This is a genomic window from Corynebacterium accolens, from assembly GCF_023520795.1.
GTDB lineage: Bacteria > Actinomycetota > Actinomycetes > Mycobacteriales > Mycobacteriaceae > Corynebacterium > Corynebacterium accolens.
Window position 1 is genome coordinate 362029 of sequence record NZ_CP046605.1, and the last position, 19961, is coordinate 381989.

The 19961-nt window shown below is 58.8% G+C and carries 12 protein-coding genes and 2 pseudogenes; 10 read left to right on the top strand and 4 right to left on the bottom strand.

Translation table 11 applies throughout. From position 1 onward, the window contains the following. Window positions 1-3: 3 nt before the first annotated feature. A complete protein-coding gene (gene cas9 / locus CACC_RS01780; protein WP_005276774.1) occupies window positions 4-3303 on the bottom strand; it encodes a type II CRISPR RNA-guided endonuclease Cas9 in 3300 nt (1099 codons plus the stop codon). 255 nt (window positions 3304-3558) lie between these two features. On the opposite strand from cas9, the gene CACC_RS01785 reads away from it, so the two are divergent. Continuing rightward, a complete protein-coding gene (locus CACC_RS01785) occupies window positions 3559-4569 on the top strand; it encodes an o-succinylbenzoate synthase (RefSeq protein ID WP_005276775.1) in 1011 nt (336 codons plus the stop codon). Between the two features lie 61 nt (window positions 4570-4630). Here the strand turns inward: CACC_RS01785 and CACC_RS01790 are convergent, their stop codons facing one another. Continuing rightward, window positions 4631-5176: an OsmC family protein gene (locus CACC_RS01790; protein ID WP_005276776.1), complete on the bottom strand. Its 546-nt coding sequence runs from the start codon at window positions 5174-5176 to the stop codon at window positions 4631-4633. A 227-nt stretch (window positions 5177-5403) separates the two neighbouring features. On the opposite strand from CACC_RS01790, the gene CACC_RS01795 reads away from it, so the two are divergent. The 5 genes and pseudogenes from CACC_RS01795 to CACC_RS01815 all read left to right on the top strand — a co-directional run bounded on the left by CACC_RS01795 (window position 5404) and on the right by CACC_RS01815 (window position 10094). After that, complete coding sequence (locus CACC_RS01795) at window positions 5404-6573, top strand: ABC transporter substrate-binding protein (RefSeq protein WP_005276777.1); 1170 nt, start codon at window positions 5404-5406, stop codon at window positions 6571-6573. A 14-nt stretch (window positions 6574-6587) separates the two neighbouring features. After that, window positions 6588-7469 carry an ABC transporter permease gene (locus CACC_RS01800; protein WP_005276778.1) on the top strand — a complete coding sequence of 294 codons (882 nt, stop codon included), beginning with the start codon at window positions 6588-6590 and terminating at the stop codon, window positions 7467-7469. Beyond that, on the top strand, window positions 7462-8226 hold the full coding sequence (locus tag CACC_RS01805) for an ABC transporter ATP-binding protein (RefSeq protein ID WP_005276779.1): 765 nt from the start codon (window positions 7462-7464) through the stop codon (window positions 8224-8226). The genes CACC_RS01800 and CACC_RS01805 overlap by 8 nt, the downstream gene beginning before the upstream one ends. Before the next feature lie 130 nt (window positions 8227-8356). Further along, window positions 8357-9066, top strand: a pseudogene (locus tag CACC_RS01810) (IS6 family transposase). A 116-nt stretch (window positions 9067-9182) separates the two neighbouring features. Further along, complete coding sequence (locus CACC_RS01815) at window positions 9183-10094, top strand: hypothetical protein (protein WP_244262127.1); 912 nt, start codon at window positions 9183-9185, stop codon at window positions 10092-10094. A 206-nt stretch (window positions 10095-10300) separates the two neighbouring features. On the opposite strand, the pseudogene CACC_RS11735 reads toward CACC_RS01815, so the two are convergent. Next, window positions 10301-11540 (bottom strand): annotated as a pseudogene (locus tag CACC_RS11735) (IS3 family transposase). 710 nt (window positions 11541-12250) lie between these two features. Then, window positions 12251-14230 (bottom strand): FAD/NAD(P)-binding protein, encoded by a 1980-nt coding sequence (locus CACC_RS01830; protein ID WP_005276798.1) that lies wholly within the window; start codon window positions 14228-14230, stop codon window positions 12251-12253. Between the two features lie 263 nt (window positions 14231-14493). Here CACC_RS01830 and CACC_RS01835 point away from each other — a divergent pair, with 263 nt between their 5' ends. From CACC_RS01835 to CACC_RS01850, 4 genes are all read left to right on the top strand, one after another. Continuing rightward, window positions 14494-16908, top strand: a complete 2415-nt coding sequence (locus CACC_RS01835; protein ID WP_005276799.1) for an excinuclease ABC subunit UvrA — start codon at window positions 14494-14496, stop codon at window positions 16906-16908. 75 nt (window positions 16909-16983) lie between these two features. Beyond that, entirely contained in the window at window positions 16984-17736 is a 753-nt protein-coding gene (locus CACC_RS01840; RefSeq protein WP_005276800.1) for a hypothetical protein, read from the top strand. A 109-nt stretch (window positions 17737-17845) separates the two neighbouring features. Then, a complete protein-coding gene (gene menD / locus CACC_RS01845) occupies window positions 17846-19468 on the top strand; it encodes a 2-succinyl-5-enolpyruvyl-6-hydroxy-3-cyclohexene-1-carboxylic-acid synthase (protein ID WP_005276802.1) in 1623 nt (540 codons plus the stop codon). Further along, entirely contained in the window at window positions 19469-19930 is a 462-nt protein-coding gene (locus tag CACC_RS01850) for a DUF3592 domain-containing protein (protein ID WP_005276804.1), read from the top strand. The last annotated feature ends 31 nt before the right edge of the window (window positions 19931-19961 follow it).

A 19961-nucleotide genomic window follows, 5' to 3' on the forward strand; every position in this document is an offset into this window, starting at 1 on the left:
TTCTTACTCCGCCTTCCACGAGATTGGAAGGTGCGCATTGCTGGTGAGCCTTGCTCTGCCCAAAGCATCACGCCTTACCACCGTAACGTGTCCCTCACCAAAGAGCTTATTTATAGCAGGCAGCCAACCTGGTCGGTCAATAATCTTCTTAGCACCTATCGAAGTATCTTCACGCAGACCTTCTGCGCTCATTTGGAGTGGTCGGAGCCTTAACGTGGATGGGGAGTAAAATCCGTCCAACCGCCAACGTCGGACTTGACCGAGCTCGCTTTGCATCTCCGCGATTTGGCCGGTATTGAAGTTAGACGTATCAATGACCAGCTCGTCATCGGTGACGAGCCAACCTAGGTACTCTGCTGTATTTTCTGCCAGTGCCTTTCGCAGCTTTGGTTCTGCTTGTCGGACAGACATGGTTTGCGGCTTGATTTCAACAGAAAACAGGTCTTCGTGACGGTGTCGAATGAGATCGGCGTTATAGACGCGAAGCATGCAGTAAACCGGCGCTTTCTTACCGGGAATCTTGTAAATGCGTGCATGGTGGAAGCGGCTCAGCTCGGCATAGCCGCCACGAACCTTGATGGCTCCCGCACCTACAGGGAAGACTTCAATGTCATCTTCTGCGTCATACCAAGTACCGTGAATGCGGATCCGTCGATCTGGGTTTTCTGGAAGTCCGTTATTTTCATCGAAGTCCGGTTCTCGGGTAAGCGCACACCACAAAGCTTCACTAGAGGCACGGTCGATATCGGTGACGGAGATGGCGTCGCCGACTCGGATGGTCTTCAATTCGCCAATGCTATCTTCGTGTGCACGCCCATTTCCTAGGCGTAAACGCAAGTTGGAGGTGACGGCGATGCGATCTTCATCCAGTGCCTTTTGCAGCAGGACAGCCAGTTTTTGCATTTTGGGAAGCCAAGCATTCCACGCAGCGCGGTGCTCTGCATCGGATCCGGTGAATTCTTTCCATTGTTCGGCAGCCTGTAGAAGCTGAGCTTCACGCTTTTTATTGGAACGAATGGCTAGGGTTTCCGCGACATAGTTTTGGGTAAACGCAACGACTGCCGCATCGACTGCATGGTGACGTCGGTCGAGTCGGGACTTTCCAGTTCCGTCAATAAACCGTAGCTTGTCGGAGATACCTGCAGCTCGGCGCGCTTCTGCAGTAAGCTCACCACGGTAGACGTTGACCACAGTATTTTCTTCCTGGAACCGTTGCGCCACTCGGCCGCGCAGCTCATTTGCCATCCACGCTACTGATTCCATGGAACGAGCATCTAAAGGTTCATCGACAACGGTGCGTTTTAACCGGTCGCAGACGTTCTTGCGGAATTTCTTGAAGTCTTTTGAAGTCATTCCGGAGTCTTCTGACCAGTGTCGTGTCCTATCAAGTGCCTCTTTGACGCTGACGCCTGGAATATTGGTTTGCGCAGCCCACACAGCAAAAGGAATGTTCTTTTTTGCCAAGTTGCAGCGATGACAGGTGGCAACCAAGTTGTCCCTGGTATTTGTAGAGCCTTCGCCCGCACGCGGAACAATATGGTCCATCTCGCAGGTTGTGTAGGTAATAGGAGAACCGCAGTACGCGCATTGGCAGTTCTGTCTTTGCACGGATTGGTAGCGCCACAAATCCGAACTGCGCAGTTTTCCGTCGATTCCTAGGTTTTCCTGCATTTGCTTGAAGAGCTCTCGGTTCCGCTTGTGGCGGGCGTTGTTAGCTCGGTCAATTTCATTGGCTTTGGATTTGCTAATGAAGCCATCGCGAACGTGCTCGATCACCACAGATTTGGGAGCGCCCCATTCATCTGCTGCAGCTTCTAACCACCGTGCCACTCCTTTAAGGACACGGTCTACGGCTGGATTGCCAACGGGTTCACCAATTCGAGGCGCGGGAGGTGCCCAGTCTTTGGGGATATCAAACTCAGCTAGGCGGGCTTCATAAAGATCCAAATTTTCGTCGAGCATTCGGCTAGTCAGACGCATCAAGGTGTCTTCGCTGTAGGCAGCACGCCCAATTGGGAGGTGAAGGGAATCTAGTTTCTCTTGTTCAGATTCATCTAAATTGGCGAAGAATGCTTGAGTTTGTGCTCCGGCTGGGGAGTCGAAGTCTTCCACCTCGGAGTTGGATAGGGCCTTCAGCATCGCAGCACGCTCATCGTCGTTGGCGCCTTCCCACCAGTGCACGAGGGGTTTTATCTTGCACCCCAGGATAGTTCTGTTGGTATCGTGCACCGGGGGTGCAGCTCCGGCGCGTTCACCATCATCGGTCATCGTGGCAGTGCCGTGGAGCTGGCCTCTGTCGATGTTTAAGACCTCGGCAACTTTGAGCCACGACGGCTCCTCTTTATGCGAGAGGTTGATCAGGTAGTTAAAGACGATGAGTTTTTCGTCTCGGTCGAGAGGAGTAGAAACACCGTCGCGGTAGATACGCAGGTTTCCAGCCAAAGCGACGATTCGGTATTGCTGAAAAGCGTCCGAAGCTTTTAGAGCACGGGGTAGCTTTGGTTGCAGCGGGTCTTTTCCTACGCGCCCAATTTGTGCGCCCTTGGGAGATTCTGCGGCGAAAACAAGATCCAAAATCTGCTTTCGGAGGGCGTCATCAATTTTCTGCACTCGGCAGATTTCGTTGATTTCACGAGCGTGATCAATCTGATGAAGACGAGCCGAGATTACTGCTTGGTTAACCTGCTCCTGTGGTTTCTTTTCATCCTTTTTCTTCCCGCCACCGCGCAGCCTGTCCTTGCCAAACTGCGCAAAGGAAATTAGCTGGCCAACGGTAACGGTTTCCGGAATCTTGTGGCCAGTGGACTCCTCGAGTTCTTTGCGGATCTGTTCAAAGGCATCGCTCGGTTTGTCGGGAGAGTACAAGCTCGATACTTTCCAGTACGGATTCCGCCAGCCACGGTGGTTGGCTATATGGCGGAAAGCGATGGAGAGGTACATTCCTCGTTGGGCATCGTCGGAGATATATCCATTGACCAACGCAACGCGTGCGTTCCAGGGGAGATAGGGATCGGAGTAATGCTCAAAGGGGCGAGTTTCCCATCCTTGGGAGGTGAGAAACTTTTCCAGATTTATCATGCGGCGACGACGGCGACGATAAAGGCGACGAGTTCGTCGAGCTACGCCAGAAGAAGCAAGCCTCGTTACCGCCCGCTTTTGCTGGTCTGGATCTAGTCCAGAATCGTGAATAAGCGATACCGAGCTCAGGATATTGACTGGCTGGTCATTATCATCTACTTCAATGGCGGTGCATCCCAGAGAATAGGTGCCAACATCGATGCCAACGCGGTAGGAGAGGGACACGAGGAAAGTCCTTTCAGATATAAGAAAAGCCGAACCCGAAGGTTCGGCTGGAGCATTCAACGCCGGAAACGAGCCGACGCTTACTAAGGTTCAGTTCTCATATAAGAATATAACTTATTATCCGGAACATTTGTAGATCAGGCAGAATATATCCACCTATTGGGGGTAAATATTAACCCTGCTGAGTGGCTCCGATGAGCAACTGTGGCCATCCCAACTTAGGTAGGGGTAAATAATGCCGGATAGTATGGCTCTATGAACATAGATGACGTTCTCGACCGCGCCCACGTAGTCTCCCTCCCACTGGCCGTGAAGTTTCGCGGCATCACCACGCGGGAGGCACTGCTTATTGATGGGCCTGCCGGTTGGGGTGAATTTGCGCCGTTCCTGGAATACGGGCCCGCGGAATCGGCCGCGTGGCTGCGCGCCGGGCTGGAGGCCGCTTACGAGGGGTTTCCTAAACCCGTCCGCGAGTGGGTAGAGGTCAATGCCACCATTCCCGCCGTTCCCGCCAGTGAGGTCCCGGCGATTGTGGATCGCTACCCCGGCTGCCGGACGTTCAAGATCAAGGTGGCGGAGAAGGGCCAGACGCTTGCCGATGACATCGCGCGCGTCCAGGCCGTCCGCGATCACGTCAGCGCCCGCGGCGTTGTCCCGGTGCTGCGCGTAGACGCCAATGGCGGCTGGAGCGTGGCCGAGGCGGTAGAGGCTGCCCAGGCGCTCATGCCGCTGGATTATATGGAACAACCCTGCGCGAGCGCGGAAGAACTGGTGGAGGTGCGCAGGCAGCTCATGCGCAACGGGCTTTTTGTGCGTGTGGCCGCGGATGAATCCATTCGCAAGGTGGAGGATCCATACCGCGTGGCGGATCTGCAGGCGGCCGATGTGGCGGTGGTCAAACCCGCGCCGCTGGGCGGGGTGCGCCGCGTCCTCGACGTGGCACAACACCTGCGCGAACGGCACATGGATATTACGGTGGCCTCGGCGCTGGATACTTCTATTGGCATCAATATGGGCTTGGCGGCAGTGGCGGCGTTGCCGCAAATCTATGACGACGAAGATATCGACGTCACCCCGGCGGCAGCGGGTCTTGCCACGGGCAGCCTCTTCGAAGAAGATGTCACCGCGCCCCGCCAGCTACACGACGGGCACCTGCGCGCCGAGATCCTCGCCCCAGAACCGGACCGTTTGTCCTCCTTGGCCGCCCCGGCCAGCCGCCGTGAGTGGTGGTTCGGGCGCCTCCGGGAATCGTGGCAATTCCTGTAGTCGCTCCTAAAGCATAAGAAAAGCGCCTGGCACTTGCCAGGCGCTTTTATCTATCTAAACCTTAGACCAACTCGTGGGTGAGGTTGGCCGGGCGGGTGTAGGTATTAACAACCGGGGACCACTTGATGGCGTCGTCCACGATCTTCTGCAGGGTTTCCTGGTCGGCGTCGCCGTCGATGTCGACCTTAACGTTGACGTCGGAAACGCCTGGGCGCTTGTCCTCGCCCAAGTCACCAACGCCCCAGGTTGGGGAGAGGTCGATGTCGCCGACGATGTCGAGCTCCAGCTTGGTCAGGGTGACGCCGCGGTGCTGAGCGATGGCCTGGATGCCAACGTTGATGCAGGCGCCAAGACCGGCCTGGGCGACCTCGGTGGGGTTGGGGGCGGAGTCATCGCCAAGCAGCGGCAAAGGCTCGCCCACCTTGATGGTGTGGTCGCGCACGGTGGTGTTATTGCGGAAGAAACCGTCAGCCTCGGTGTGGGTGCGGACGTGCTTCTTGGCACCCTCAGGGTTGTCGATGTTCTTCTGTGCTAGGTCGTTGAGCTTCTCGCCGTCGATAGGCTCGAGAGCGTCGCCTTCGTTGTGGTTTGGGGTGAGATCAGACATTAAATTGCTCCTTGTATCAGATGTTTATTAACTGATGGCGCCATGGTAACGCGAAGGCAAATATAAATCTAGAACGAGAGGTCTATTTTGTAGAGAATGCCAGGTCTAGAATGAATATAAATGTGTGCACCGCATTTGCTGACCTGTGAATTTAGAAATTGACACCGTAGTGCGCCTAGCCTAGGTTCGTTCTGAACAAACCACTTGGTCTAGTTAAGAAAGAACGCATGGTTCACAATCGGAAGCTGTCGCGACGGCAGATACTGCGCAGCGCAGTGGCAATGGGCGGGGTAGCAGTAGGCTCGCAGGTGCTATCCGCATGTTCCACGCCGCGGCAGGAGGACAAGCCCCAGTCTGGACAATCCGGGCAGGGCGAGGAAACCCTCACCATCGGATTCGTACCCATCGCGTGCGCGTCCCCGCTGGTCGCCGCCGACGGCCTGGGCGCCTTCGCAAAGCAGGGCCTCAACGTTGAGCTGCGTAAATTCGCGGGATGGGCAGACCTCTGGACCGCCTATGCCACCGGCGCCTTAGACGTGGCGCACATGCTCTCGCCCATGCCGCTGGCCATCGATGCCGGTGCCACCAATGCCTCCCGGCCTACCGAGTTGGCCTTTACGCAAAACACCAATGGGCAGGCACTGACCTTGTCCACTTCCCACCTGGATACCGTGTCGCGGCCCGCGGACCTCGAGGGCATGGTGCTGGGCATCCCCTTTGAGTATTCGGTGCATGCCCTCTTGTTGCGCGATTACCTCGTGGCCGGCGGGGTCGATCCGGTCTCCGATGTGGAGCTGCGCCTCTTGCGCCCGGCCGATATGGTGGCACAACTTTCGGTAGGTACTATCGACGGCTTCATTGGCCCAGAGCCCTTCAACCAGCGCGCCCTGACTACCGGCTCGGGCCGCGCCTTTGTTCCCACCCGCCAGATGTGGGATAACCACCCGTGCTGCTCGGTGGCCGTGGCAAAGGAAGTGGACCGGGACGTGCGCGACCGCGTGGTCGCGGCGCTGCACGAAGGCGCGCAGTACGTCGATAGCCCGCACCACGTCCATGAATCGGCCTCCATGCTGGCCAAGGAGAAGTACCTGAACCAGAAGGAAGAGCTGATCTCGCGGGCGCTGGCCGGAAACTACACCACCTGGGACGGCAAGGACATGGTGGATCCACAGATGATTAAGTTCGGCGGCCGCACCTCTGCCACCGCAATTACGTGGATGGCCGCCCAAATGGCCCGCTGGGATCTGGGCGGAAAGGCAATGCCGATGGATGACCAAGCGCTGCTAGATGTCACGAAATCCGTTTTGCCGCGCGAGGCCGATCTCACTACGGACCCAGTGGAAATCAACGGCCATACCTTCGATCCCCTGCACCCCACCGCCGGATACCAGCGTTAAGGACCCCCACGCTTATGACCACACTGAAAAATCACAGCGCTAGCACCAGCACCGCGCACTCCACTGGCACCCACACCGCAGCGCCCAATTCGCGCCGCACCGCCGGCCGCAAGAAGAAGCGCCGGGAGAGCCTGTGGAAGGCGATGGGCCTGGGTATAGCGCTTTTCATTGCCTTCATCGCTATCTGGCAGGCGGTCGCGGCTGCGGGCTGGCTTTCCGATATCGCCCCCACCCCCGCGCGCACCTGGGATAGGGCCGTAGAGATCCTCTCTGATCCTTTCTACCGGGATGGGCCGGCCTCGGTGGGCATCTTTTGGCACATGGTGGCTTCCCTGCGCCGCGTGCTCATTGGCTTTGCTATCGCCATGGTGATAGCCATTCCGCTGGGCTTTTGGCTGGGATCTTCTGCCACCTTCCGCCGCGCGACCGATCCCTTTGTCCAGATCCTGCGCCCCGTCTCCCCGCTGGCATGGCTGCCACTAGGACTGGCGCTGCTTCGCGATGCCGAAAATACCGCCGTCTTCGTCATCATCCTCTCCGCCTTGTGGCCGACGCTGCTCAATACCATCGAGGCCGTCCGCGGGATTCACCCCACGTATAAGAACCTGGCGGCCACGCTCGGCACGAACCGGATGCAACAGCTCCTCTATATCGTCGGGCCGGCGGCGCTGCCGGGGATTATCACCGGCATGCGACAATCGCTATCCACCGCCTGGTTGGTCATCGTGGCCGCAGAAATGCTCGTCGGTGGGCAAGGTGTCGGCTTCTTTGTCTGGAATATGTGGAACCGCCTCGATATTGATGCCATCGTCGTGGTCATCGTCTTAATCGGTGTCATCGGATTGGCTCTGGATTACCTCGTTGCCTCCCTGCAGAAAGTGGTGCGCTATGACTAATGCCCATATCGAATTTGCTGGTATTACCAAAAGCTACGGCCCAACGAAGATCATTGGGGAAACTTCAGTATCCATTGGGGAAGGCGAGTTCGTGTCCGTGCTGGGGCCATCGGGCTCCGGCAAATCCACCATGCTGAATATGATCGCGGGCCTGGCATTCCCCTCTACCGGCGAGGTGCGCGCGCGAGGAGAGGCCGTGACCGGCCCAGGTCCTGACCGCGGCGTGGTATTTCAAAATCACGCGCTCCTGCCCTGGATGACGGCGCGCGGGAATATCGAATTCGGGCTGCGATCGGCCCGCCCGGAGCTATCCAAGGCTGAGCGCACCCAGATTGCACAGGACTTCCTCGACGAGGTCAGTCTGGGTCATGCGGCAGATAGGCGCCCGTCGCGGTTATCTGGTGGTATGCAACAGCGCGTCGGTTTGGCGCGTGCCTTTGCCATTGGCTCGGATATCTTATTGCTCGATGAGCCCTTCGGCGCATTGGATGCGCTTACCCGCCGCCAGCTGCAGTCGCTGTTGCTAAATGTGTGGGAAGAAAACCGCCGCACGGTGGTCATGGTCACCCACGACGTGGATGAGGCAGTATTGCTCTCGGATCGCATTGTGGTCATGTCGCCGGGGCCAGAGGCCACCATCATCGAGGACATCGAAGTAGGGCTGCCCCGCCCGCGCAGCGGTAGCGATGACTCCGCGGTGGTGGAGCGCAAAAATGAGCTGCGCGAACGGCTCCTTGGGCTGCTCGAAAACGGCTAGAGCGAGAGGATGTTCCTATATAGGTTGTCAACTTCGTGGGTGGGTTTGTTGGGGGTGTGTTGACTTTAGGTTGCTGGGTGCTGTTGCAAAGTTGGGGCAGTAGGAAGAGCGAGGTGAAATAATCACAGCCATGGGTATCTTCTCCGGTCGTCATTTCCCCGTGACATCATTCTGCGGGCAGTGCGGTGGTACTGCCGCTACGGGGTGAGCTACCGCGATCTGGAGGAAATGATGACCGAGCCGGGCGTGCCGGTCGATCACACCACGATCTACCGCTGGGTCCAGAAATACGCCCCTGAGCTGGAAAAGCAAACACGGTGGTACCGGCAGGTACCTGACTGGCAGGCCAGTTCCTGGCGGGTGGATGAGATCTATATCCGGGTCGGCGGCAGGTGGTGCTACCTCTATCGGGCGATCACCGCCGGTGGCCAGACCCTGGACTTTTACCTATCTCCGAAGCGGAACGTGGCCGCAGCGAAGCGTTTCCTGGCCAAGGCCGTCAGATCCAATGCGTCAGCCGGGTATCCCAGAGTGATCAACGCCGATAAATCACCCTCCCTAGCCAGGGCAATCGCCGAGTTGAAGTCAGAGGGAATCTGCCCGCCAACAGTGGAACACCGGCAGGTGAAATACCTCAACAACATCCTGGAAGGCGACCATGGTCGGCTGAAGCGGATTCTCGGGCCGAAAGGCGCGTTTAAGAACCGGACATCTGCATATCGGACGTTGAAAGGGACGGAGGCGATGCACTCATTGCGGAAAGGGCAAGGTACGATGTTTGCCTACGGGCAACCGAACCCGGACGCGGTGATCGTCAACCGGGTCTTCGAGATGGCCTAACAACGCCCACACGCAGCGGCCATCAGGGAATGAGAAACTGAGTCTTCGCTGCTCTCCGCCCAACTTTGCAACAGCACCTATTAAGTTAACTTTACGGATTTTGAGGGTAAGGTTTTATGATCCAGTCCAATAAACTAGGTGTAGGGGCGGTTATCGTAGCCCTAGCTGTCCTATGGCAAGGAATCGGCACTGCGATAGTCGGAGCCCAAGTAGACCCAGAGCTATCTACTTTTACTACGTTTTCAGCGTTTCTTATCGCGGCGATTATCTCCACAGTGGTCTATTTAGCGTTTTATCGTAGAAAATACCGAGCTACGGAAACACCGCATCCCCCCATGAAAATGACAACTGCAGCAAGCCTCAATCTGTTTACTGCGGGCGCTTTCTGCTTATTCTATGTTTCCACTACTTTGATGCAGCCCACTGCAGCAAGTGTCATCGAAACAGGAGTCGGCCCTTTTATTGTCGCAGTAATAATGACTTGGTCGGCCAGAAGGCTCAGCAGTTCATTGGTGTCAACAACTGCAGTAGTGGTTCTGGCTCTATGTTTTTTCCTCCTAGGAACGGGAAGCAGTTCACCCCAGTCTTATCTGGGTTTCGCTCTAGCTGTAGGCGCAGGAATTTCTGCGGTAGGAGTGCTTTACTCCTCGCGCTGGGCTACTGAACAAGGGAACAGCGTTCTCACGATTGCAGCAGTGAGGTTTCACTTAGCTTGGATTATTAGCGGTCTCGTGGCTTTCTTTTCCGTGGAAGCGGAGATGCTTCGAGGCTCTACCCTGTCAATCGTCCTGCTATCGGTGATGTGCATTACTTTTCCTATCCTGCTCTTGCAGTGGGGAATTACCTTAGCGCCGCCTTTCATCTCGGCACTGATCATCGCGGCCCTTCCGGCCGTGGTGATGGCTACCGAGGTGGCATTGGGCTCTCAAGTCGAACCAATTCAGTTAACTTTGTTGATGCTCATTGTGGCAATAACCATAAGCCAAGCACTGTGGGGAACACGGAAAAATGAAAATATTAGTAGTTGATGATTCTTCAAGTGGCGCCGATCTGGTGGCAACCCTGCGCCAAAAAAAGGGACGTAGAGGTTGCTACTGCTAACCCGCCGTATGCCATCTCAGCTAACGAAGACGGGAGCATTTCCGATCCATGGGCCCTGGCCCTACTCCGGGAATGTAGCCAAGAAAAATTTGACCTTGTTGTGCCGGGAAGTGAAGTGCCCCGAGTTTTGTTCCTAGGCATTTGCCTTGTTTTCCATTATTGCCTGTGGCGGGTTCTGCTTCCAAAATTCGGTTTCGACCTCGACCGGGGTTCGGTATCCCAGGCTTTGGTGGAGCCTTGTCTCGTTCCACCATGACACCCACTCGAACGTCGCGATTTCTACCTCGACAACGTCATCCCACCTGCGGGTATGAATCAACTCACCTCTTGTGAGGGGCCGTTAACGTTTTCAGCCAGAGCATTGTCATAGGAATCACCAACAGTCCCGGTGGAAGCGATAATGCCGTGCTGGGCAAGTCGCTCGTTGTAGACCACGCTGACGTACTGTGAGCCGTGATCCGAATGGTGAATGAGACCTGTTGTTTCTTCAGCACACACGATCGCCTGGTTGAGAGCTTGCAGCGGCAGTGCTTCGGTGCGCATCGAGTCTGATAACGCCCACCCAACGATCCGTCGGGAGTAAACGTCGGTGACAAACGCGGTGTACACAAAGCCTTTCTTCGTGCGCATATACGTAATGTCGGCCACCCACAGTTTATTTGGGCCTTGAGCTTTGAACTCACGCTCAACCAAGTCCGGGCGCAGATCAGGCACGTTAGCTTTTCGGGTTGTAATCGGTGATCCGCCTTTGCCTTTGCCAGAAACACCGGCCAGGCGCATCAGTCGGGCGGTTTGTTCACGACCGATATCGATTCCGTCACGGCGAAGAGCATGCCACATTTTCCGCACACCGTAAACACCGTAATTATCCCGATGAACAGCACTAATGCGTTCAACTAGAACAGCATCACGAAGGCGACGAGCACTTAACCCCTCGGGCTTTGGACTGGCGATAACCACGCGGGGTGATAAACCCACCAGTTCGGCTATTTTTCAACGTCTTACAAATGAACTCGGGCAGAGAAACGATTCCGGTATTCATCGATGAACCGGATCATTTCTTAACGTTTCGGGTCGAGTCATGAGGCGAAAAAAGCCGAGGCAGCCTTCAGCAGCTCATTAGTATCGCGTAGCTGGTGATTTTCGCGGCGTAGCCTGGCATTTTCGGCGGCCAAATCTTCACACACAGGTTCTGGGGTGTTTCCTGCACGGCGGGCAGGCTTAAGTCCATTGACGAGCTGTGTGCCATGAAACCCCAACTTTGCAGCTACTGCCTGGCACGCGGGGCGCATTGACATGTTTTCCGCCACGATGCGGTCCTCTACAAGACGGACCACACGGTCGTTTGCATCTTGGTCAAATTTTCTTGGCATGTTCCAGATTTTCCCATCTACTCAAACGGAACAAAACCTGGGACACTTCAAAGATGGTCTTTATTCTTGCACCAATAAGGGCATCGGAACACATCTTTAACCTGCGTTTTTTACGGGTGCTCACCCACTTGTAAAACGAGGAACGATTCAGCTTTAACACGTGGCACATCCGCTTGACCGAGTATGCGGTTCGGTGGTCATAGACAAACTGGAAGCGGATCACCAGTGAGTCTCTTCGGTAAAATACTTCGCGGCCTTGCGCAGAATATCGCGTTCTTCGCGCAGTTTAGAGACTTCTGTTTCTAGCTGGCGGATTCGCTAAGAATCAGTCGTCTCCTGGGCTTTATCGTGCACGGCTTTTATGCGGGCACGTTTGCCCGTGCCGTATTTCTTGACCCAAGAATGTAGCGAGGCTCGGTTGATGCCGAGTTCGGCTAATGCTGAGTTCAGCGAGAGGCCCTCATTGTTCCTTATAGAGGGCCACGGCATCGCGTTTGAACTGTTCGGAGTACCTGGACATGGTGGTAGATTACCAATCTTGCCAGCCCGACTGGGCTGGATATCAGGTGTCCACCAAATGGGGGTCAGGTCCGAACGCAGATAAACATAACCTGCCTCAGCATGGGGCTAGGAGTATGAATCCTGGGCTCCTCTGAACGGAACTGCTAACAGCGTAATGGGCAGGCGGTTGCCTGCCCCCTCGCTGCTAGCTACGTTTGCTCGGCGAGTGCTACCTGTGCCGCGTGCACGGCGGCCTTATCGGCTTCCTGGATGAACCACGAATCGGTGCCCGGAATGGGCGGGGCCAAGGTGGTATCCGGGTACTCGGCGTGGGCGGGGATTCCCACGAGGTGCAGGCGCTTATCCACCGTGCCGTCGGCGTTGTGGACCTGGCGGGTATCGGGGTCCTCAGCAGGCGAGCCGGTGGGCACCTCGATGCCATCGCTTGCGGTTTCCGTAAACGCGCGCACGCGCCCGGATTCTACAAGCGAGCGCATGAAGGAATCGTGCGGGGTGCGGCGGATATCGGGCTTGTGCACCCAGGCATCGAGAAGCGTCGTGCCCGGGATGCGCTTGCCGCCAGAGGCGCTGGAGCTGATGGTCCATTCCCCGGCGTCGGCATTCGTGCCCAAGACGGGGTTGCCGCCGACGAAGCTGACGATGCCGGCATCGACAAGCGCCAGCAATTGCTGCGTGCGGAAGGGTGGCGGGCCGGAGCACGTGGTCTGGCCCAAGGAAATGGCCTTATCGAACATGTGGTGGCGCGACTCCAAGGTATAGCGGCCCTCGGCGCCGAGGACCTGGGTGGGTTTGCGGGAGAAACCGACCGACCACAGGGCGGCGCGCACCGGACTATCCGGGCCTTTTTGGGCCTCTGCCAGGTCCTCGCACAGGCTCTGCACGATGTGCTGGGTGAGCTCCTGCTGGCTGGAAAAATCCTCCGTAAGCAGGTGCATCCAGCGCAGCAGGCTGAAATCCTTGGTGGTATGGCGCGCAATGACCTCATCGAGCTGGGCCAGGCCGTTATAGGCCACGCCTGCATCTACCGGGGTGGCATCCAGCGCAGCGATGATCTCCTCGCGGGAGGCGCGCAGGCTCTCCGGCTCGACGCGGGCGAGGGTATCGATATAGGCCTGGTAGGCATCGCGGGCGACCGCAGGCCACACTTCGGTGTCATAGTTGATGGAGCGCGCGCCCGTGCGGTGGGATAGCTCGGCAACGACCTTCTTTAGGCGCGGGATCTCCGCGGCCGGTGGGAGGGAGTCTTCATCGGATTGCGGTAGGAAGGGATAGCCGCGCCGGGAAGCAGCCGCAAAGGTGGGCTCGGTACCAGTAGCCTCATAGCGCATGCCCCAAGGCTTGGAGGAATCCTCGACGAACTTGCCGCCGCGGCCCACGGTGGACAGGATGAGGATATCGAAAAAGCCCATGCCAAGCCCGCGCACGAGGACCTTCTCGTTGTCCTTGATGGAGTCAATACCCTGGTCAATGGGGTTATCGGCGCGAATCCAGCGCAGGCTGGGGTTTTCTTCCAAGGTCTTTAAGATCCACCGCTCGTTTTCGGTATAGCCTTGGTTTTGCCAGCCGGTGACCGCCAAGGTGGAGCCGGCCTCAACAGTGGTGTCGTTATTGAGGTGCAAAACATCCGCGCCATCGCGGGATTCAATATCCACCACGCGGGCGTGGTGTTGCTTGACCTCAACCCACTCCGGTACGTCCTGCAAGACGGAGCGGAAGACCCACAGGATGTAGTGGCCGTAGAGCGCGCGCGGCAAATAGGATTCGGGACGCAATTTCTCCAGCTCTGCGCGGCCGAATTCTTCAAGCACCTGCGGATCGAGCGGATGGGCGGCGACGTAATCGCGGGCGCCGGGGGACACGTGGGCATCGCCAAGCGTCAGGCGTATCCACTCGTAGATGGTGGGGCCTTCAACCACCGGGGCCTCCACCGTGGAGTTGGTCTCAGAAAACAGCGTCATGCCGTGCGCGAAGGTATTCATGCACAGGTATTTGGGCTGGTTGATATCCCAAATCTTGCCGCCGCCGTGTTGCGCGTCATCGATAAGGTGCAGCGTCAGCTTTTCTGGTGGGTGGGACACAGTATTGAGTTGTGCCACGAGGCGCTCGAGGACGGAAATGCCGCGGGGGCCAAGTCCAATCAGCGCGATGGATGAAGTGTTATCGGTCAACGCGGAGCCCTACCTTCTAGCTTATAGACCAAGCGGAATTGTCATAATAGACAATGAAGTCTATCAGTTGGGGCGCTGGCTAAATATGCATCCACTGTGGCTCCGCGGTGGCAGGGCGCGCTCGCCAGCCGGAACACCCCGGGCAGGCGTGAAATTAATTCTTGGGCGGGCTGAGTGGTAGACAGATCGGTAGGCAATGCGCGGCGGGGGTGGCGGGCCGAAGCGTTGCCTTAGGAAGCTGGTGCGCGGGTAGGATTGTGGTCATGACAATCAAGGTTCGCGATGCCCACTTACATAACCTGCGCAACGTCGATGTGGATATGCCGCGCGGCCAACTCGTGGCGGTGACGGGAGTCTCCGGTTCCGGAAAGTCTTCCCTGGCCTTTGGCACCATTCACGGGGAAGGGCAGCGCCGCTACCTGGAATCGGTGGCGCCGTTTGCGCGCCGGCTCATTAGCTCCGCGGTGGACCCACAGGTAAGCCAGGTAGAGGGCTTGCCGCCCACGGTGGCGCTGCAGCAATCCACCTCCGGCGGCGGGGCGCGCTCCACGGTGGGCACGGTCTCCGCACTGTCTAATAGCGTGCGCTTGTTGTACTCGCGCGCCGGGGATAACCCTGAGGGGCTCTACTCGGATGCCTTTTCACCAAATACCCCAGAGGGCATGTGCCCGCAGTGCCAGGGCGCGGGCGTGGTGCACGAGCCCACCGAGCAATCGATGGTGCCCGATCCCACCTTGTCCATTGAGCAAGGCGCCATTAAGGCCTGGCCCGGTGCATGGGCCGGGAAGAATTTCCACGATATCCTCATGAACTTAGGCTATGACCTGGATTCGCCCTGGCAGGACCTGCCGCAGGAAGACCGCGACTGGATCCTATTTACAGAAGAACGCCCCGTGGTCACCGTAAAACCGCTGCGCGGTGCGGACCAGATCCAGCGCAATTATGAGGGCACGTGGCGCTCGGTGGCCAGCTACCTCACCAAGACGCTGCAGGAGACCCAATCGGAATCGCTGCGCAAGCGCACGTTGTCCTTCATGGAATCCCGCGAGTGCGATACCTGCCACGGCCGCCGGTTGAACCCGCGGGCGCTCAAGGTGACGTATGCGGGAATGAGCATCGATAAGCTGGGTGCCCTGCCGCTGGATCGGGTCTACGAGGTACTCAGCGCGCAGGAACCGGAGGAAAACTCCGCTGAGGATCTGCTGCTCAAGCAGGTGTTGCCGGCGCTGACCTCCGCCCTGGAGCTGGGGCTGGCGCACCTCAGCCTGGACCGGCCCACCCAGAGCCTTTCGGCGGGCGAATTGCAGCGCATTCGGCTCGCCGCCCAGCTGCGTTCTGGCCTCTTTGGCGTGGCGTATGTGCTCGATGAGCCGTCTGCCGGCCTGCACCCCGATGAGCGCGGGGCTGTGCTGGATATGTGCCGCCGGTTTATTGACGCCGGCAATTCGGTGCTGCTGGTAGAACACGATATGGATCTGGTGGCCCAGGCGGATTGGCTCGTGGACGTTGGCCCCTACGCCGGCGAGGGCGGCGGCAAGGTGGTCTATTCCGGTCCGGTCGAGGACTACGACGCCGATACCCCTACCGCCCGCGCGTTGGCGCAGCGTGAGCTCGCGCTTGCCGATGCCCCCCGTACCCCCTCCAACCACCTCCGCCTCCACGGCATTTCTGCGCGCAGCATCGACGGGCTCGATGTGGACTTTGGCCTGGGGCAATTTACCGCGGTGGCCGGTGTATCGGGTTCCGGCAAGTCGACGCTGGTAAGCACCGTGCTGGCAGAAACCCTCAAGGAATCCGCCACCGCCGTGGCGGATGAGGATAAAGACGATGCAGACGAGGGCGGCCACGAATTCTCCCTTGCCGGGGTAGAGGGCCTGGATAAGGTCTCCCGGCTGGTGCAGATTTCCCAAAAGCCCATTGGCCGCACCCCGCGTTCCACGCTGGCCACCTATACCGGCCTTTTCGATAACGTGCGCAAGCTTTTTGCCTCCACCCCGGAGGCCAAGGAGCGCAAGTGGACGGTCTCGCGCTTTTCCTACAACGTAAAGCAGGGTCAGTGCCCTACCTGCGGTGGCGCCGGAAAAATCGAGGTAGAACTGGTCTTTTTGCCGGGGTCCTATACCACCTGCCCGCAATGTGGCGGCGCCCGCTTCAACGATGAGACCCTCGAGGTGACCTGGCATGGGCGCAGCATCGCAGAGGTGCTGGAGCTTACCGTGGATGAGGCCGCCGAATTCTTTGCCGAGGAACCAAAGATCCACCGCGCCATCGCCACGCTGCAGGCCGTGGGCCTGGGCTACCTCCGCTTGGGGCAAGGCGCGCCGGAGCTTTCCGGCGGCGAGGCGCAGCGCATCAAGCTCGCCACGGAGTTGCAGCGCTCCCGCAATTCGCGGCGCGGGCACACCGTCTACATGCTGGACGAGCCCACCACGGGCCTGCACCCGGCCGATATTGCCCTGCTCAATGCGGAGCTGCACAAGCTTGTCGATGCCGGGCATACCGTGATCGTCATCGAGCACGATCTCAACGTTTTGGCCAGCGCGGACCGCATCATTGAGATGGGCCCCGGAGCCGGTGCGGACGGCGGGCAGATCATCGCGGATGCCACCCCAAGCCAGCTGGCCGCGGAAGATACCGCGACCGGCCGGGCGCTGCGGGCGCGCCAGCGTCAGAGCTAGCATTTCCTCGGTTCGGCGCTGGCATCTGGGAGATTCCCTGGGATCTCACAGGAAAATGATGTACATCTGGTAGGCATGACAAATAATGGCTTTGGTGAAAACGGTTCCAATAGCCGAAAAGGCTCTCATGATGATGGCCGCGGCACTGACGAGACCCGCCAGTGGTCTGGCCCGGCCGAGGATGCCACGCGCCAGATAGGCCGCGTCCCAGATAATGCGGCCGGTAACGCCCGCAACCAGCGCCCACAGCAGTATTTCCCGGGCGCGCAGCAGCCGCAGAATGAGACGCGGCAATTCGACGCGAACGCCGATTACCAGCAGAATTACCAACAAAACTACCAGCAGCCCGGCGGGCAGTATGGCCAGCAGTACGGTCAACAACAGTATGGCCAGCAACAATACGCCCAGCAGCAGTATGAGCCGGTGCCATCAGACTATGACCCGGATCAGCGCGGTAGGGGAAAGAAGAAAAACGGCGCGATGGCCGGGGTCTTTGCCGCCATCGCCGTGGTTGCCATCTTGGCGGCGGGCGCCCTGTTCTTCTTGTGGCGCAATGCCGCGAGCGATGCCGATAAGCCGGCGCCAGAACCGGTGACGGAAACTACGACCACGCAGGTGCCCACCACGGTGACCGAAACCGAGGATGCGGGACCCGGTATTTCTGAGCGTTTGCGCAATCTGCCGAACCTGCAAGACGATCTCCCCGAAGATATTCCTACCGAGCTGCCACCGGAAATTCAGGACCGCCTGGAAGAAGGCGATGACCTCGACGTGGAGCGCCTCTTGCGGGATCTCTTTGGCAATAGCGGCAACCAGCAGCAGGGCTAACCAGCGGTACCGGATATAGGCAGGGCGGCGGCGCGGCACGGCAAGGCGCGGCGGGAATGCCATTTGCCGATTGCCAGCCGCTGCGCCGCAGTAGGTAAAATCTGGCAGCATGAATGAATCGATGCAGCTGGCTGAACAGGTGGCCGCCCAATTAGCGCGCCACCTTACCGATGTGGTGCTGTGCCCGGGATCCCGCAACGCACCGCTGTCCCTTGCGCTCTTGGCGCGCGAGGATATCCGGGTGCATACGCGCATTGATGAGCGCGGCGCTGCGTTTACCGCCTTAGGCATGGCGCGCGTGCAACACCGCCACGTCGGGGTGGTGATGACCTCCGGCACGGCCGTGGCCAATACGCTGCCCGCGGTGGTTGAGGCGCACTATTCGCATACCCCGCTGGCCATAATCAGCGCGGACCGCCCGGAGCGGTTGATCGGCACTGGCGCCTCCCAAACCATCGTGCAAGATGGCATCTTCGGCGTCTATGCGGATACCACCCAGGTCAATGCGGCAGAGGATATCGCCGCCCTTGCGGAGCGGTTTGAGCGCGACCTCCAGGTGCATATCAATATCGCCTTTGACGCACCCCTGGTAGGAGATAGCCTGCCGGAACGGGTAAGTGGCGATGGCACCCGCGCGGCCACCCCGCGGTTTTATGACCACGGCGAGGTCGCGGTGGACTTGAGCAAAAATACCCTCGTCATCGCCGGCGATGAGGCCTGGGAGGTCGAGGGCTTAGAAGACGTGCCGACCATCGCGGAGCCCTCCGCGCCGGGGCCGTTCCACCCCGTGCACCCGGCCGCGGCGCATATTTTCCGCAAGGCGCAGGTTTCCGCGAATGACTATGTGGTCAATACCAAGGTCGAGCAGGTCATCGTGGTGGGCCATCCCACGCTGCATCGCGGCGTGCTCGCGCTGATGAATGACCCGGATATCGAGCTCGTGGTGCTCTCGCGCACGGCGGACTTTACCAACCAGCGCGGGGATAACGCGCGCCTTGGCACCACTGTCAAGACCACCGGGGAGCCAAGCCGCGAGTGGCTCAAGATTTGCCAGGGCGCGACCGACATGGCCGGCGAGGCCGTGCGCGCAACCCTGGAAGATGAAGAACTCGGGTTTACCGGCCTGCACGTAGCGGCGGCGGTAGGCGATACGCTTGCGGTCAATGACACGGTGGTGTTGGGGGCCTCGAATCCGGTGCGCGATGCCTCCCTCATTGGTATGCCCTTTGACGGCGTGGATACCTACGCCCCGCGCGGGGTGGCCGGCATCGATGGCACCGTGTCCCAAGCCATTGGCGTCGCCCTGGCCACGCAATCGCTGGATCCCACCAATTGGCGCGCCCCACGCGTGATGGCCCTGGTAGGGGATGTGACCTTCCTGCACGATGCGAACGGGCTGTTGATCCCGGAGGACCAGCCGCGGCCGGAGAACCTCACCATCGTGGTGGCCAATGACAATGGCGGCGGCATCTTCGAGACCTTGGAGCAAGGCGCGCCCGCGCTTCGCGATGCCTTCGAGCCGGCCTTTGGAACGCCGCATGGGGTGGGCATCGGCAAGCTGGCAGAGGCTTATGACGCAGACTACCGCCTGGTGACCACCCCGCAGGAGCTGCTGGATACCCTGGCAGAGCTCAAGGAATACTCCACTGGCATTACCATCGTGGAGGCGCAGACCACCCGTGCTACGCGCCGGGCGCTGCAGGATAAGCTCACGCAGAAGGTGGGCCAGTAAGTGTCCCCGCGCTATAGGCCCGCGGTTTTTCGGCGCCGGCTGCACCAGCTCGTGCTGGCCGTCTATGTGGCGCTGATCGTGGGCTCGGTGGGCCTGGTGGTAGGGCCCTTCCTTAATGACCGCGCCATTTCCGCGCAGCCTAGCCGGGCCTTGGCTACGGTCAAGGACGTCGGCGCGCTGCGCACCACCGTGGATTTCCAAGATAGCGACGGGATTTATCATTCCCCGCGGCAAGGCTTGCTCTATCCCACGGACCTGGGCGAGGGCCAGCAAGTATGGGTGCAGTACGCCGAAGATAACCCGGATTTGGTGAAGGTAGAAGGCCGCGAATGGACCTTGGCGGTCATACCGGCGCTGTCCGTGGCCATCGTGTCTACGCTTGCCGCCGTGGGTTTGTGGCGGCTTATTAACCTGACCACCCGCCGTGCTGAAAAGCCCGCTGAAAATCGGGCTGAAAAATAATTTACCCAAATTTTTCATTGGATTCACCAAA